The sequence below is a fragment of the Bacteroidia bacterium genome (assembly GCA_039924845.1).
Classification (GTDB): Bacteria; Bacteroidota; Bacteroidia; order DATLTG01; family DATLTG01; genus DATLTG01.
Map to the genome: position 1 here is coordinate 1 of JBDTAC010000017.1, position 14,933 is coordinate 14,933.

The following is a 14,933-nucleotide window of genomic DNA, read 5'->3' on the forward strand; positions in this document are numbered from 1 at the left end:
TTAATTCAAACTATTTCAAGAGTAAACCGAAAGTTCAAAGACAAGAACAAAGGTTTGGTTGTGGATTATATCGGAATCAAAAAGCAAATGAATCTTGCTTTGAAAAAATACAGCGAAGGCGACAAAGACAATTTTGAAGACATTGCAGAATCAATAATCATTGTAAGAAATCATTTAGACCTTTTGGCAAAACTGTTTCATCAGTTTGACAGCACGAAATATTTTAAGGGAACAACTCTACAACAGTTGAACACTTTGAACATGGCAGCAGAATATGTTCAACTCACAAAAGATTTAGAAACCCGTTTCATGGGTTTGGTAAAACGATTGAAAGCCGCTTATGATATTTGTGCTGGAAGCGAACAATTAACACAGTTAGAAAGAGATTACACTCATTTCTACTTGGCGGTTCGTTCCATTGTTTTCAAGCTTACCAAAGGCAACGCACCCGATACAGCTCAAATGAATACACGAGTAAGAGAGATGATTAAAGATGCTTTGGCAAGCGATGGAGTAGAAGAAATTTTCAAGTTGGGTGATGATGAAAGTGAGCAAGACATTTTTGATGCAGATTATTTGGCGAAGATTGACAAGATCAAAATGCCGAATACAAAAATCAAATTGCTACAACAATTACTTGCAAAAGTGATTGGTGAAATAAGAAAAGTGAACAAAGTAAAAGGTATTGATTTTTCTAAAAAAATGCAAGCTCTTGTAGAGAAATATAATCAGCGTGACGAAAACGATATTCTAAGAAGTGAAGTGTATGAGGAAATGGCAGAAGCATTGACAGATTTGATTTGGGAGGTTCACAAAGAATTTTCGGCAGGTGACGAATTAGGAATTGACTTTCAAGAAAAAGCATTTTACGACATTTTAAAAGAACTGTGTGTAAAGTATGACTTCAAATATCCTGACGATAAAATGATTGAACTCGCAAAAAGAGTGAAAGAACTTGTGGACGGACAAGCCAAATTCCCTGACTGGAACAAACGTGACGACATAAAATCAGCATTAAAGGTTGGACTCATTCTCTTGCTTGACGAGTTTGGTTATCCACCAGTAGAGAGAGACGAAGTTTATGTAGAGATTTTTGAACAAGCAGAAAATTTCAAGAAGAATAGAAAAGAATAATTCAACACACTTTTTCAAAAGAACTATGAGATTTTATAATTAAGTAAGAAAAAAGAAATTAAAAGAAAGCAATTCAAGGCTTTGATTTCTCCTTTCATTTTAGGAGTCCCCTCATCCCCAACCCTTCTCCGAAGGAGAAGGGAGCAAACAATAAAAAATCCTCTTCTTGGGAGAGGATTTAGGAGAGGTAATTTATGCCATAAAAAAACCTCTATAAGGCTGAAAAATTGCGTAAAGTTTTACCCATTTATTCACCATTAAGTCCTTCTTTATTGTCTTAGAACCCTTATTTAACTAAAAAAAATCTTATTTAGACTACAAAGACACCTTGTCTAACTACAAAGATACCTTGTCTAACTACAAGGACACCTTGTCTAACTACAAAGACTCCTTGTCTAACTACAAGGACTCCTTGTAGTTTATTTTGGATAATTTGTTCATTTACGAGGATTCCTTGACTACTGTTTTGGATACTTTGTTTATTGACAAGGTGTTCTTTTGGAGAGAAGACGTTGTATTGATGTTAAACGAGAGGTGCTCGTTTTTATATTTTTTTAATTCTCTGAATAATATTGTTTAATGTCAAATTCTGTTTGCGCGGTATGTATAAATATTTCAGCAGGCAAGTGAAAATTTTCGTCTTCATAATCTTTTACCAATACTAAAAGTAACGCCAATTCTTCAGCTTCGGGCGTATTTTCTTATGCATGAAAAATTGCCATCGTTCTTTTAATAGCTTTTTTATATGCCGCTTCTGTTTTTATTACGCTCCAATTCATATTCATTTTGCTTTTCATTACGATTCTTATTTTTAAGCGTAAACAAGTTCTTTTTTAAATTTTTGCAAAAGCTTGGGTTCTTTAAATGCTTGGGCAAAACTTAATTTTTTTTCAAACTTAAAACCAACGTTTAGTTTATCATTAATTAATGAAGACAACGGTATTTTAAGATATATATGAAGTAAAACTATTGATTCCATACTTATTGGTCGTTTATGGTTAAGTATTTCGGATGCTCTTGTTTCGCCTCCAAAAAATCCTGACAAGTCTTTTTGTTTTAGTCCTTTTTGTTCCATTGCAAATTTAATAGCCTCAATAGGGTCGGGCAAATTAATTTTCGATTTGTGATTTTGGTAATGTTCAATTAAGGCGGTTAATACCTCCATTTCTTCAATTTCAGCGGAGGTGTGTTTGCCTCCTTTAAAATCCAATTCATAAAGCATTTTACAGGCTTTATTGTAATCTTTTTCGGTTTTTAATAAGGCTATTTTCATGGTTCAAATTTTAAATTTTCAATATCTTTTAATTTATCATATTCTTTATGTGTCCCAAACCAAATAATATAAATTCTGCTAAACTTGTATCTGATGCGAACTATCAATCTGTAATCGTTCCCTTTTATATTAAAAATTACAGTATTGTTACCTACAAAGTCAGCGGAACTATATTTCTTTTTTACTTCGTTAGGTGTTGTATAATCACTTTTTTCAAAATCATTCATCCAAGCCTGTACTTGGTTTTCAGCCATTTTATACTTAGATAGCTTAACCTTATCGTACAAGGTTTTTGTTTTAATGATATTCATTTATTTTTTTGTTGATACAAATATACGAATAAAGTTACACATTTTGGTAAGTTTATATTTTTATTTTGTTTTAACAGGTTTTTTAAATGCTGTCAATGCTTTTGTAGTTTCTTTTTTGGTTTCGTCCTCAAATCCTGCTAAATAGTTTTGAGTTGTTTTAACGTTACTATGTCCCAATGTAAATCAAAACTAACTTTTAGGGTATCGGTAAATTGTTTTACCGCATTTATTAAAGAGTCTTTTGAAGATTCCCTAATTTTAACATGTTTTGTAATTAGTTCATAAAGCCATATTGTATCCGTTTCTTCATTATTTTCCCCATATTTTTCCAATCTAAATTTGGAAGTTATTTGCTTAAATGAGTACGTTAAGGAATTATTTTTTATAGTTATTAATGGATATCCTATATCATGTAGAATCCCACAAGACATGTATCTTCCATAGGTAAATTCAAAATTATTTGATTGTGAAAATGAAGTATTCCAAAATAAAATTGAGAATAACATTAAACCACTTATTTTCATTATTTCTTAAGAGATTTCAAATTTAATTCCCACTTACTATTTTTTCAATTTCTTTAGAGAAATGTAAATGTTCGAGTTGATGAATTTTTTCTGCTAAGGATTCGGACGTTTCATTTTCGGAAATTTCGCAACGCGCTTGAAAAATTATTTTTCCATCGTCGTATTTTTCATTCACAAAATGAATACTGATGCCGCTTTCTTTTTCTTGCGCTGCAATCACAGCTTTATGGACATTCATTCCGTACATTCCTTGTCCGCCAAATTTGGGCAATAATGCTGGATGAATATTTATTATTTTATTGGGGAATTTTTTAATTAACGAAGACGGAATCATCCATAAGAAACCAGCAAGAATTATCCAATCAATCTTTTTTTCTGCTAACAGAAAATTAATTTTTTCAGTCTCAAAAAAATCTTTTTTATTAATCACAACACTTTCCACATTCACATTCTCAGCGCGTTTCAAAACAAAAGCGTCAGCTTTATTACAAACTAATAAACTGATTTTGATTTCAGAATTACTCTGAAAATAATCTATTATTTTTTGTGCATTGGTACCGTTTCCGGAAGCAAAAAGAGCAATGCGTTTCATACGTCAAAAAAATTATTTTTTCAATGATTAAATAAAATTTGTCCGTTGATAGGTTTTGAAACATCCACCGGAAATGTTTTTCTGTAAAAAAATTTTCCAGCTTTAATTTCGCCTTTTAACACAACCGTGTTATTTCCGCCACCAAGCATGGGCAATAAAGACAGTAAATCGGTTAATGAAATTTTTGAAAAATCCGTTTTCACTTTAAAAACTCGGGTATCTTCAGCGTTTGCAGGAATAGTTACTTTCTCTGATAAATGCGCCGTACCCAATTGCATGTCGTTGAGTTGTACATTCAGATCCGAACTGTAAACTGTAAATGAGGTAGTATTTGGATTTTTGATTCGTACCCCAATCTCGGCAGAAATACCGTCTTTATTGGCTTGTAAAATAGTTACACTATCAATCCCAGTAATGATGACTGGTTGAAAATCGTTACAAGACGAAAATAAAAACAAAGACAATAAAAAAATAGCACTGAAAAAATATTTTTTTCGAAGCATTATTTAACGCCCTCCGATTCCATGTAATATTTATAAAACAAAGGAATGGTTTCGATACCTTTTAAATAATTAAAAATTCCGAAATGCTCGTTCGGCGAATGAATCGCATCCGAATCCAAACCAAATCCCAACAATACGGAATCCAATCCTAACTCCGATTTAAAAAGTGCTACAATAGGAACGCTTCCGCCGCTGCGAACAGGAATTGGTTTTTTGCCGAATGTTTTCTCCATTGCTTTTTCAGCAGCTTTGTAAGCAATTGAATCGGTTGGCGTTACCACAGCATCTCCGCCATGATGCGGTTTTACTTTCACGCGCACTGATTTCGGAGCAATCTTTTTAAAATGATCAGTAAATAATTTCGTGATTTTTTCAGGAGTTTGATGTGGCACCAAACGCATCGAAATTTTCGCAAATGCTTTGGAAGCAATTACTGTTTTTGCTCCTTCGCCTGTGTAGCCGCCCCAAATTCCGTTTACATCTAAAGTTGGTCGAATAGAAGTGCGTTCGTTGGTAGAAAAATCTTTTTCCCCTTCTACATCTGCAATGCCGATAGACGCTTTATAGGCTTCCAAACTAAATGGAGCTTTTGCCATTTCAGCGCGTTCTTCCGCACTTAAAATATCTACGTCATCGTAAAAATTAGGAATCGTAATGTGTCCGTCTTTGTCTTTTAAGGACGCAATCATTTCGCACAAAACGTTGATAGGATTGGCAACTGCGCCTCCGTATAAACCAGAATGCAAATCTCTGTTCGGACTTTCTACTTCTACTTCCACGTAACTAAGTCCGCGCAAACCAACCGTAATCGAAGGAATATCATTTGCAATAATTCCAGTATCTGAAATTAAAATAACGTTTGCTTTTAATTTTTCTTTGTTCTTTTTTACAAACGTTGCAAGGTTTTCAGAGCCTACTTCTTCTTCGCCTTCAATCATAAATTTGATGTTACAAGGCAACGTTTTCGTTTGCATCATCAATTCAAAAGCTTTGATGTGCATGTACATTTGTCCTTTGTCATCGCAAGCACCGCGTGCATATATTTTTTCATCTTTGATAACTGGATCAAAAGGTGGAGAAGTCCACAAATCAATCGGATCAGCTGGTTGCACGTCGTAATGTCCGTACACCAACACCGTAGGAAGTTTTTCGGAAATTATTTTTTCTCCGTAAACAATCGGATAACCGGCGGTTTCGCAAATTTCTACTTTGTCTGCGCCAGCAGCAATTAATTTTTCTTTCACTGCATCGGCAGTGCGAAAAACATCTTTTTTATAGTTCGGATCGGCACTAACAGAAGGGATTTTAAGCAATTCGATCAATTCCTTTATAAAACGATCTTTGTGTGTGTTGATGTAGTTATTAATAGTTTCCATAAATTTTTATTTGATTTTAATTTCCAATTTTGGGTAATTCGATTTGATCGCGTACTAAAAATGCGACAGGGAAAGCATCTGAAATTTGTTGTAAAAAATTAAATGCTTCTAAGCGTGTGCGAAAATCGCCGACACGAATTTTAAAATAAGGCTGCTCATAAATTTCATACGAAGGATAATTTCCGAATTTACTCATGAATTTAGATTTGACATCCAGCGCTTTTGCTTTATCTATACCGAAATGAATTTGAATACGATATCCTGCGATTCTCCCTTTTAATTTTTCATTCAAGGCAATTTGCTTCTGAATTAAATTATCAATTCGCGTATCTTTTACAATAGTGGATCTACTGGAATCCTTAACAGTTGTTCGGCTTTGTAAGCTATCTGTTTTCGCATTTTGTGCTTCCGCGAAATGACAGATAAGCACTAAAAAGGAAAAAAGGAAAATGATTTGTTTCTTCCACATAAAATAGAAATTTCAACAAAAGTAAAAAATATTCTGGCAGGATTTTTTTTTCGACTGTTTATCGTTCAATTTTCATAGTTTTGCTATGGATAACGAATCGTTATGAGCCAATCTATTTTAGAGATTTCAAAAATTATTTCTGCTAAATTATCCGGAAACGGTCATTCTACCGCTGTCATAAAACATTTATTGATTGATAGCCGAAAAATAATCAACGCAGAAAATTCTCTTTTCTTTGCCATCAAAGGCGAGCGACACAACGGACATCAATTTATTGCCGATTTATACGAAAAAGGCGTTCGCAATTTTGTAGTGAGCGACGTTATTGTGGATGAAAATAAATTTCCGAATGCTTCTTTTTTAATGGTTGATGATACGCTAAAAGCATTGCAAACAATAGCTTCCAATCATCGGCGATTATTTTCCATTCCCGTTATCGGAATTACTGGGAGTAACGGAAAAACGATTGTAAAAGAATGGTTGTATCAATTGTTGCGCGAAGATTTAAACATTGTACGCAGTCCGAAAAGTTTTAATTCGCAAGTCGGAGTTCCTTTGTCTGTGTGGCAAATGGATTCACTTCATCAACTGGCTATTTTTGAAGCAGGCATTTCGAAACACGAGGAAATGGAACGTCTTGAAAAAATAATTTTTCCAACCATCGGGATTTTCACCAATATTGGAGAGGCTCACAACGAAAATTTTGAAAATAATTCTAAAAAAATAAATGAGAAACTAAAATTATTTATTCACGCTGAAGCATTGATTTATTGCAAAGATTTCTTGCCAATCAATACTCAAATTTCAGAAAATAAATCGCTGCACAAACTCAAATTATTTACGTGGTCGCGCAAAACAAAAGCCGATTTACAAATCGGTAAAATCACCAAATATCCCAAAGAAACCGAGATTCAAGGCGTTTACAAAAATAATTTTTTGAGAATAAAAATTCCGTTCATGGACGAAGGCTCCATCGAAAATACCATTCATTGTTGGGCAACAATGCTTTTGTTGAATTATGATAATAAGGTAATTGCGGAACGCATGGCGTGTTTGAGTCCTGTGGCGATGCGTTTAGAATTAAAAGAAGGAATTAATAATTGCTCTATTATCAACGACAGTTACAATTCTGATTTGGGATCGTTGAGTATTGCGCTTGATTTTTTAAATCAACAAAAACAACATCCGAAAAAAACAGTAGTGCTTTCCGATATTTTACAAAGCGGAAAAAACGAACATGATTTATACAAAGAAGTAGCTGAAATGCTTTCACAAAAAGGCGTTTCGAAACTGATTGGTATCGGCGAAGCCATCTCGCGACAAGCGGAGATTTTTGAAGTTGAAAAATTATTTTTCAAAACGACGGCTGAATTTTTAAACAAATGCAACACGCATTTTTTTAGAGATGAAACTATTTTATTGAAAGGCGCGCGGGCTTTTGGTTTCGAAGAAATAAGTAATTTATTGCAACAAAAAACGCATGAAACGGTTCTCGAAATTAACCTAAATGCGATGGTTCATAATTTGAATTATTTCCGTTCAAAATTAAAACCCGACACCAAAATTATGGCAATGGTAAAGGCTTTTTCGTACGGAAGTGGAAGTTTTGAAATTGCCAATGTTTTACAATTTCAACGCGTGGATTATTTGGCGGTGGCATATTCCGACGAAGGAATTGAATTGAGAAAAGCCGGAATAACGTTGCCCATTATGGTGATGAATCCAGAAGAACAAAGTTACGATTCCATGATTCAATATAATTTAGAACCAGAAATTTTTAGTTTTCGTATTTTAAATTTATTTGACGAAGCCGCCAGACGCAGTAAAAATGAATCGAAAAAAACCTTACCTATTCATTTAAAAATAGACACAGGAATGCACCGTTTGGGTTTTGAAGAAAAAGACATTAACAAATTAATTGTACAAATAAAAAACAATAAAAATCTCTGTATCTCCTCTATTTTCTCGCATCTCGCGGCAAGCGACGAAACGCAACACGATGGATTTACGAAAACACAAATCGAAAAATTTATTTTTATGAGCGATGAAATTGCTTCGCATTTTAGTTATCCGATGATGCGTCATATTTTAAATTCTGCAGGCGCCGTGCGTTTCCCGGAAGCACAATTGGATATGGTACGCTTGGGAATTGGCTTATACGGGATTGGCGCGAACGAAATGGAGCAAATGCATTTGCAAAATGTGAGTTGTCTAAAGACAACTATTTCCCAAATAAAAAACATTCCAGCAGGCGAAAGTGTTGGCTATAGCCGCAAAGGTATTGTTGCCAACAATCGGCAAATTGCAACCATTCCAATTGGTTACGCCGATGGATTGAGCAGAAAACTCGGAAATGGAAATGGAAAAATGCTCGTAAATGGACAATTAGCAAGCATTGTAGGGAATGTGTGTATGGATATGTGCATGATTGACATCACTACTATTCCCGCAAAAGAAGGCGACGAAGTAATTGTTTTTGGAGAAAATTATACGATTACGGATATGGCGAAAGCCATTGATACCATTCCTTACGAGATACTTACCAATGTTTCGAGACGTGTAAAGCGCGTGTATTTTCAGGAATAAAAAGAAACAAATTAGGTGTAGCTTTGTGGTTCCGTTTCGAAAAAAATTAGGAATAAATCTACGATGAAAAAAATATTTTTTCAACCACTTATTTTAATGTTTTTAATGTGTTGTTTTTTTACGACAAGCAGTGAGAACAGGGTAAATTCAGAGAATCGACTTTCGGATATTTCTTGTCAAGAAGTGATGAAAAAAATGTTTCAAGCCGTAAAAGAAATCAATACCATGCGCTACGATATGAAGGCACAAGAACGCATCGAAACAAAATTAATGCACGCGCATGCTTCTGTAAAATTAAATCTTTCGCCGCGAAAATTATATTTAAAAAACAGTGTAACCGGACGAGAAATTCTTTGGGTAACTGGCGAAAATAATGGTGAAGCGCTTGTTAATCCAAATGCGTTTCCGTATTTCGATTTGAATTTAGATCCTTATGGAAGTTTGATGCGGCACAATCAACATCACACTATTTTTGAAATGGGTTTTACTTACGCGACGCATATGATTGAAGCTTTGGTGGATAAAGAAAAAAACAGTATCGAAAATTATTTTCAAATTTCTGGAACTACTGTTTTTGATAACAAACCATGTTACATTATTACGATTAATTATCCGAAATACAGATACGTTGCATATACTGTAAAACAAGGGGAAACAATCATTTCTATTGCTCGAAAATTGGATGTGGGCGAATATGAAATTCTTCAAAAAAATAAATTTTCAGATTATAATGAAAAATTGAAAGAAGGACAAGAAATACAAGTTCCGAATACGTATTCCAGTAAAAGTATTTTGTATATAGATGAAAAATTATTTTTACCATTGTTCATTCAAATCTTTGATGATGAAGGGTTGTACGAGCAATACGAATTTCATAATTTACAAGTAAATCCATTTATTGCACCCGAAGAATTCACAAAAAATTATCCGGGATATCATTTTTAAAAAGACACTTCAGAAAAATAATTTTTCAAAAAAACGTGAGTACTTCTTCTAAAATAATTATTTATACAGATGGTTCTTCTCGTGGAAACCCTGGTCCTGGTGGATATGCAGCTATTTTAATTTCAGGAAGTCATCGCAAAGAAATTTCGAAAGGATTCAAATACACTACTAATAATCGCATGGAATTGCTCAGTGTAATTGCAGCTTTGGAAGCTTTAAAAAACGAAAAACAAAACGTAACTGTTTATTCGGATTCGAAATATGTAGTAGATGCTGTTACAAAAGGTTGGGTTTTTACTTGGCAAAAAAAAAATTTTTCAGGCAAAAAAAACCCAGATTTGTGGATGCGTTTTTTGCGCATATTTCCAAAACATAACGTGCAATTTGTTTGGGTAAAAGGGCACGCTGATAATCCTGAAAATAATCGTTGCGATGAATTAGCTGTTACTGCTGCTCAAGGGTACAACCTTTTAACAGACGGAGCTTACGAAGCTTCTCAGAAATAATTTTTTAATTTTTTTCGTCTGCGCTCGGACCATAAATTCCCGGTACCGGAATGTCTAACATTCGTAAATAAACACTGAGTTGCCCACGATGATGAATCATGTGGTTCATCGCCAATCCGCGAATGATAGCAATGCGTTTCATTGTCAAAATAATGTGATCTCCGTTCCGTAAAGTCCAATTTTCCAAAAAGTGCGCATCGTCAAATTGTTCAAGTGCTTTGAGCGCCTCTTCTGTGTTTTTATTGAGTTGAGAAATTAATTCCTCCGTACTTTTAAAATCGGGAACAGGTGTATAACCTTTAGCAAAATCCAATTCGTTTTTCAATAGCGCCATTGAAATCCAAGTAGGTAAGTTGGCAATATGTTTGGAAAGTTGCTCTATTGTCATTGATTTTTCGTGTGGTTTCCAAGAAAGTTTATCCATTGGAATACGTTCCAACATTTTACGCGAATTTTCGGTTTCCTGTTTTAATTCTGCAAGTAATCCTGTGTTGAGTGCCATATAGTTTTATTTTTAAATTTCTGCAAAAGTGCATAAAAAATTCAGTTGAAAAATTATTTTTTCACGAACAATTTATTGGTATTTTCAATAAAATCAAGTAATTCTATTTGTCCCGTTTTTGTGGTGGCGGAAGTAAAAAAAAGTGTTGGCAATTCTTCCCAATATTTTAAGATAGCTTGTTTGTAACGCTCGCTATTTGCAGCAAAAACGGTTTTTGATAATTTGTCTTTTTTAGTGAAAACGATTACAAAAGGAATTTCATTTTCGCCCAACCATTTCATAAATTCAGTGTCTACTTTTTGCGCTTCGTGGCGTATATCTATCAATACAAAAACACACATTAAGTTGGTTCGTTTCAATAAATAATGACGAATAAATTTTTCCCATTGCTCTCTCAAAACCTTTGGTACTTCAGCATATCCGTATCCAGGTAAATCTACTAAATACCAATTTTTATTAATTAAAAAGTGATTGATAAGTTGTGTTTTTCCTGGTTTCACAGATGTTTTCGCTAAACTTACTCTATCCGTAAGCATATTAATCAGCGATGATTTTCCAACATTAGAACGCCCAATAAAGGCATATTCAGGCATAATTGGCGGCGGACATTTATCAATATTGGTATTGCTAATCAAAAATTCTGCACTGGTAATTTTCATATTCGTTTTTTTATTTTTTAGGCTGATAAGAATTAATGTGTCGCTCCTTTTTTGTTGGATAAATATCCGCGATGGAAACTAAAATTCCAGTTTCTTCCACATCGCCAAATGTGTCGTTATTGGCTGTACCAAAGGTTTTCATAGTCGCAGAAAGATTCATATAGGCATTTACCAAAGGCGGAATATTTTCGTCGTGTGCACGCACAAACTGATTTAATATTTTGTGTCCTTCTTTGTAATCAAGGCTTCCAAACATTTTCTCAAAAACACTCGTATCGCTGTTGATGGAAAGTGGATGAATCGGTTCGACTAAATTTTCAGTGTCTGGAAAATATTTTTTCATAAAATAAAGTATCATGTCGCGCGCTTCTTTATTGAAATGCGTGTACATGGTTACCTTCCCGAAAAAATGTTTTATATCTGGATTGTCAACTACAATAGCACCGAGTCCGTCCCATAAATTATCTAATGAAAATAAGCCTTTTCGATTGTTTACGGAAGGCTGATATTTTGTTTGCACGAAGGATCTTCCCAACTCAATAGTAGTTGGCAAATAATCTGAAATAAAATTTTCATGAAACCGAAAAAGCTCTGTTGTGGCGAGTTGCACAATTCCATTTTTATCTTTTGGAGCTTCACCACATTTGATAAAACGATAACCGCCTACAATTTCTTTTTCTTCAGGATTCCATACTATAAGCTGTTTGTAAGGCGCATCGGCGATATCAAATTCGTCAATGTCCACTTCTTTTCCCGTTCCGCCACCTGCATCGCGAAAAGTGAGTTCGCGCAAACGCCCTATTTCTTGCAATACATTTGGTGAATCTTGAAACGTAATAATGTAGATATGATTAGCACCATTATTGGTGATGCGCACAAATTTATTTTCCGAAAGCTCTTTCGCTAACACATCACGACTTATCGGATCAATAATACTTTTCATAAACGGATACTCAAAAAATTATTTTTTGAAGAGTGCATTTTTGTCGTCTTTCAACAGATACACGAACTCTTTCATTTCTTGCGCCCATTGCATATCACTGCGCGAATTATCAAAAACGGTATATGCAATCGGTTTTCCAAAGATAAGCGTAATTGTTTTATTTCGCTGCTTATACATTTCATCCGCCAAATAAAACATTTCAATGTTTGCTTTAATCCCCAAGCGTTTTCGCCACAATGCGAGGTTGTAAAAAAACGAAGTATTCTGTCCTTCAATGTAAACAGGAACAATGTTACGTTCGTATTTTTTTGCCATCGTAATAAAACTTTTTTTCCATTCCAAATCTTTGATTTTTCCTTGCTGCTTGCGCGATACAAGTCCAGCTGGAAAAATACACGTAAGTTCTTCAGAAGCGTATGCTTGTTGCATTGCGCTCATTGCCGTAGCGGAATTTCGACCGTGCTTATTTACCGGCACAAAAAAAGATTTCATGTTTTCGATGTGAAGCAAAATATCATTTACTAAAAATTTTAAATCCCTGCGTTTTTCGCTTAGCGTTTGTATCATTGCAATGGCATCTACGCCGCCCAAAGGGTGATTGGAAGCAATAATACACGCCCCTTTTTCTGGAATATTTTCCAAACCCTGCATATTTACCGTAACGCCAAACTCCTTTAAAATCGCTGAAGCAAAATCAAAACTTTTTTTATCGCCATTTTTTTCGATGAAATCATTGATTTCATTTTCATGGACAATTTTTTTGATGTAGTTTAAAATGGCTTTTGGCAAAAATTTTAAGAGCTTCTCATTTTTTTTTCGAATCACATTTTCCACATCAATAAATTTATTGGCGTGATTTTTATGTTGCGAATTTATTGCCTCTTCCATTTCTAAATTTAAGAAACGCAAGTTCGGATTTTTTTTTAATTCCTGCGCAGACTTTCAGTACGCTCAAAAAACAGTTTGAAAAATTATTTTTTTGAAGCACTTTTTTGGACTTGAAAAATTATTTTTTCGAAGCGAAAAATGAAGAATTCGTAAAATCATCAAAAAACAAAAAGTTTCCCACTATTCACTTTTTTTGCTTCGCAAAATAAAATCCTTTATTCACAATACATGCAGCATGTTTCGAGGCATTAAAAGGAGTGTCTAAAACGAAAAGTTTTCAACAAAGTGGTAAAAAGTGGTAAAAAGTGGTAAAAAGTTCAGTAAATTTACCCCACGAAATATAGAAGCCCTATGAACAGCCTGTTTGGAGTATATGAATGCAATGCCGACGCAAAAGGTCGAGTGATGCTTCCTGCTGCATTTAAAAAACAGTTGGCGGCAGTGAGCGAAAATGGTTTTGTAATCAAGCGTAGCATTTTTAGTAAATCGTTGGAACTCTATCCTATCGCGGTTTGGAATGAGATGGTGAAAGAAGTAAACAAGCTGAATAAGTTTGTGAAAAAGAACGCAGAGTTTATTCGTTTGTTCAATTACGGAGTAATGTCGGTGGATTTGGATTCCACGTCGAGGCTTTTGATATCAAAGGATTTGATGCAGTTTGCGAGCATCAGTAAAAATGTAGTAATGGCAGCGGCAGGCGATCGGATTGAAATTTGGGACAAAAAAGCATACGACAAATTTATTGCAGAAGGCAGCAGCAATTTTGAAAAATTAGCGGAAGAAGTGATGGGCGGAATTAATCCTTCTGATACGGAAAAATAAAAATGCAATACCATAATCCCGTTCTTTTACATGAGTGCATTGATGGCTTGAATATTCGTCCGGCGGGTACATACGTTGATGTTACGTACGGCGGCGGTGGTCATTCGAAAGAAATTTTGAAAAAACTAAGTACTGGAAAATTGTTCGCTTTTGATCAAGACGAAGATGCGCTGAAAAATAAAATCTCAGACGATCGCTTGACGCTGACAACGCAAAATTTTAAGTACATGACTAATTACTTAAAGTTTTACAAAGCCTTTCCGGTAGATGGAATATTAGCTGATTTGGGTATTTCATCGCATCAAATTGATGTTCCAGAAAAAGGTTTTTCTACTCGTTTTGATGCGCCGCTCGATATGCGAATGGACAAAAATACCAAGCTTGTCGCCAGTGATGTTGTCAATCTTTCGACGGAAGAAGAATTGAAAAATATTTTTTCGGAATACGGAGAAATTAAAAATGCATCGCGTCTCGCATGGAAAATTTGTCAGGCTCGAAAAATTAATTTTTTGAACACCGTAAATGAGTTGAAAGAAGCAATGGCTTCCTGTATGCCGAGAGGAAAAGAACATCAATATCAAGCACAAGTTTTTCAAGCATTGCGAATAAAAGTAAACGATGAGTTGGGCGCCTTAAAAGAATTTTTGCTTCAAACAACGGCAGCATTAAAACCAGGAGGAAGATTGGTCGTGATTTCATATCACTCGTTAGAAGACAGATTGGTGAAAAATTTTATCCGTAGCGGAAAATTAGAAGGAGAAATAGAAAAAGATTTTTACGGGAATCCGCTCGTAGCCTTTAAAATGATAAGCAGAAAGCCAATTACACCTTCGGAAGAAGAATTGAAAATAAACAATAGAGCAAGAAGTGCAAAACTTAGAATAGCAGAAAAAATTTAGA

17 protein-coding genes are annotated in these 14,933 nt (G+C 34.5%); 6 read left to right on the forward strand and 11 right to left on the reverse strand.

The features are described 5' to 3' along the window. Nucleotides 1–1,134 (forward strand): DUF3387 domain-containing protein (locus ABIZ51_01985; protein MEO7087545.1); only part of this gene is annotated, 1,134 nt, incomplete at its 5' end. An 811-nt stretch (nucleotides 1,135–1,945) separates the two neighbouring features. Here ABIZ51_01985 and ABIZ51_01990 read toward each other — a convergent pair. From ABIZ51_01990 to ABIZ51_02020, 7 genes are all read right to left on the reverse strand, one after another. Beyond that, on the reverse strand, nucleotides 1,946–2,407 hold the full coding sequence (locus tag ABIZ51_01990; GenBank protein ID MEO7087546.1) for a hypothetical protein: 462 nt from the start codon (nucleotides 2,405–2,407) through the stop codon (nucleotides 1,946–1,948). Next, entirely contained in the window at nucleotides 2,404–2,718 is a 315-nt protein-coding gene (locus ABIZ51_01995; GenBank protein MEO7087547.1) for a type II toxin-antitoxin system HigB family toxin, read from the reverse strand. Before ABIZ51_01995 ends, ABIZ51_01990 begins: the two co-directional genes overlap by 4 nt. A gap of 137 nt (nucleotides 2,719–2,855) precedes the next feature. Further along, complete coding sequence (locus ABIZ51_02000; GenBank protein MEO7087548.1) at nucleotides 2,856–3,242, reverse strand: hypothetical protein; 387 nt, start codon at nucleotides 3,240–3,242, stop codon at nucleotides 2,856–2,858. 22 nt (nucleotides 3,243–3,264) lie between these two features. Further along, nucleotides 3,265–3,834: a phosphoribosylglycinamide formyltransferase gene (gene purN, locus ABIZ51_02005; protein MEO7087549.1), complete on the reverse strand. Its 570-nt coding sequence runs from the start codon at nucleotides 3,832–3,834 to the stop codon at nucleotides 3,265–3,267. 20 nt (nucleotides 3,835–3,854) lie between these two features. Further along, nucleotides 3,855–4,337: an LEA type 2 family protein gene (locus ABIZ51_02010; protein ID MEO7087550.1), complete on the reverse strand. Its 483-nt coding sequence runs from the start codon at nucleotides 4,335–4,337 to the stop codon at nucleotides 3,855–3,857. Then, nucleotides 4,337–5,713 carry a dipeptidase gene (locus tag ABIZ51_02015; protein MEO7087551.1) on the reverse strand — a complete coding sequence of 459 codons (1,377 nt, stop codon included), beginning with the start codon at nucleotides 5,711–5,713 and terminating at the stop codon, nucleotides 4,337–4,339. The genes ABIZ51_02010 and ABIZ51_02015 overlap by 1 nt, the downstream gene beginning before the upstream one ends. A gap of 16 nt (nucleotides 5,714–5,729) precedes the next feature. Next, on the reverse strand, nucleotides 5,730–6,182 hold the full coding sequence (locus tag ABIZ51_02020; protein ID MEO7087552.1) for an SPOR domain-containing protein: 453 nt from the start codon (nucleotides 6,180–6,182) through the stop codon (nucleotides 5,730–5,732). Nucleotides 6,183–6,284: 102 nt separating this feature from the next. On the opposite strand from ABIZ51_02020, the gene ABIZ51_02025 reads away from it, so the two are divergent. The 3 genes from ABIZ51_02025 to rnhA all read left to right on the forward strand — a co-directional run bounded on the left by ABIZ51_02025 (nucleotide 6,285) and on the right by rnhA (nucleotide 10,219). Then, entirely contained in the window at nucleotides 6,285–8,768 is a 2,484-nt protein-coding gene (locus ABIZ51_02025; protein ID MEO7087553.1) for a bifunctional UDP-N-acetylmuramoyl-tripeptide:D-alanyl-D-alanine ligase/alanine racemase, read from the forward strand. Nucleotides 8,769–8,954: 186 nt separating this feature from the next. After that, nucleotides 8,955–9,713: a DUF1571 domain-containing protein gene (locus ABIZ51_02030; GenBank protein ID MEO7087554.1), complete on the forward strand. Its 759-nt coding sequence runs from the start codon at nucleotides 8,955–8,957 to the stop codon at nucleotides 9,711–9,713. Between the two features lie 35 nt (nucleotides 9,714–9,748). Continuing rightward, nucleotides 9,749–10,219 (forward strand): ribonuclease HI, encoded by a 471-nt coding sequence (rnhA, locus tag ABIZ51_02035; GenBank protein MEO7087555.1) that lies wholly within the window; start codon nucleotides 9,749–9,751, stop codon nucleotides 10,217–10,219. Between the two features lie 4 nt (nucleotides 10,220–10,223). Here the strand turns inward: rnhA and ABIZ51_02040 are convergent, their stop codons facing one another. From ABIZ51_02040 to ABIZ51_02055, 4 genes are read right to left on the reverse strand one after another with little or no spacing between them, the layout of a single operon-like run. Further along, nucleotides 10,224–10,721, reverse strand: a complete 498-nt coding sequence (locus ABIZ51_02040) for a DinB family protein (protein ID MEO7087556.1) — start codon at nucleotides 10,719–10,721, stop codon at nucleotides 10,224–10,226. A gap of 53 nt (nucleotides 10,722–10,774) precedes the next feature. Further along, nucleotides 10,775–11,380 (reverse strand): ribosome biogenesis GTP-binding protein YihA/YsxC, encoded by a 606-nt coding sequence (yihA, locus tag ABIZ51_02045; protein MEO7087557.1) that lies wholly within the window; start codon nucleotides 11,378–11,380, stop codon nucleotides 10,775–10,777. A gap of 10 nt (nucleotides 11,381–11,390) precedes the next feature. Next, entirely contained in the window at nucleotides 11,391–12,323 is a 933-nt protein-coding gene (locus ABIZ51_02050; protein MEO7087558.1) for a GNAT family N-acetyltransferase, read from the reverse strand. Nucleotides 12,324–12,341: 18 nt separating this feature from the next. Next, nucleotides 12,342–13,211 carry a 1-acyl-sn-glycerol-3-phosphate acyltransferase gene (locus ABIZ51_02055; GenBank protein ID MEO7087559.1) on the reverse strand — a complete coding sequence of 290 codons (870 nt, stop codon included), beginning with the start codon at nucleotides 13,209–13,211 and terminating at the stop codon, nucleotides 12,342–12,344. A gap of 351 nt (nucleotides 13,212–13,562) precedes the next feature. Here ABIZ51_02055 and ABIZ51_02060 point away from each other — a divergent pair, with 351 nt between their 5' ends. Together ABIZ51_02060 and rsmH are read left to right on the forward strand one after the other, a co-directional pair. Continuing rightward, nucleotides 13,563–14,033, forward strand: coding sequence for a division/cell wall cluster transcriptional repressor MraZ (locus ABIZ51_02060; protein ID MEO7087560.1), 471 nt, complete (start codon nucleotides 13,563–13,565; stop codon nucleotides 14,031–14,033). Nucleotides 14,034–14,035: 2 nt separating this feature from the next. Then, nucleotides 14,036–14,932, forward strand: coding sequence for a 16S rRNA (cytosine(1402)-N(4))-methyltransferase RsmH (rsmH, locus tag ABIZ51_02065; protein MEO7087561.1), 897 nt, complete (start codon nucleotides 14,036–14,038; stop codon nucleotides 14,930–14,932). Nucleotide 14,933 lies beyond the last annotated feature (1 nt).

What these genes read in the sequence shown, in the direction of transcription:
- ABIZ51_02060 (MEO7087560.1), top strand. Translation starts at nt 13,563, where the DNA reads ATGAACAGCCTGTTTGGAGTATATGAATGCAATGCCGACGCAAAAGGT.
- purN (MEO7087549.1), bottom strand. Translation starts at nt 3,834, where the DNA reads ATGAAACGCATTGCTCTTTTTGCTTCCGGAAACGGTACCAATGCACAA.
- ABIZ51_01990 (MEO7087546.1), bottom strand. Translation starts at nt 2,407, where the DNA reads ATGAAAATAGCCTTATTAAAAACCGAAAAAGATTACAATAAAGCCTGT.
- yihA (MEO7087557.1), bottom strand. Translation starts at nt 11,380, where the DNA reads ATGAAAATTACCAGTGCAGAATTTTTGATTAGCAATACCAATATTGAT.
- ABIZ51_01995 (MEO7087547.1), bottom strand. Translation starts at nt 2,718, where the DNA reads ATGAATATCATTAAAACAAAAACCTTGTACGATAAGGTTAAGCTATCT.
- ABIZ51_02055 (MEO7087559.1), bottom strand. Translation starts at nt 13,211, where the DNA reads ATGGAAGAGGCAATAAATTCGCAACATAAAAATCACGCCAATAAATTT.
- ABIZ51_02025 (MEO7087553.1), top strand. Translation starts at nt 6,285, where the DNA reads ATGAGCCAATCTATTTTAGAGATTTCAAAAATTATTTCTGCTAAATTA.
- ABIZ51_02000 (MEO7087548.1), bottom strand. Translation starts at nt 3,242, where the DNA reads ATGAAAATAAGTGGTTTAATGTTATTCTCAATTTTATTTTGGAATACT.
- rsmH (MEO7087561.1), top strand. Translation starts at nt 14,036, where the DNA reads ATGCAATACCATAATCCCGTTCTTTTACATGAGTGCATTGATGGCTTG.
- ABIZ51_02020 (MEO7087552.1), bottom strand. Translation starts at nt 6,182, where the DNA reads ATGTGGAAGAAACAAATCATTTTCCTTTTTTCCTTTTTAGTGCTTATC.
- ABIZ51_02050 (MEO7087558.1), bottom strand. Translation starts at nt 12,323, where the DNA reads ATGAAAAGTATTATTGATCCGATAAGTCGTGATGTGTTAGCGAAAGAG.
- ABIZ51_02015 (MEO7087551.1), bottom strand. Translation starts at nt 5,713, where the DNA reads ATGGAAACTATTAATAACTACATCAACACACACAAAGATCGTTTTATA.
- ABIZ51_02010 (MEO7087550.1), bottom strand. Translation starts at nt 4,337, where the DNA reads ATGCTTCGAAAAAAATATTTTTTCAGTGCTATTTTTTTATTGTCTTTG.
- ABIZ51_02040 (MEO7087556.1), bottom strand. Translation starts at nt 10,721, where the DNA reads ATGGCACTCAACACAGGATTACTTGCAGAATTAAAACAGGAAACCGAA.
- ABIZ51_02030 (MEO7087554.1), top strand. Translation starts at nt 8,955, where the DNA reads ATGAAAAAAATGTTTCAAGCCGTAAAAGAAATCAATACCATGCGCTAC.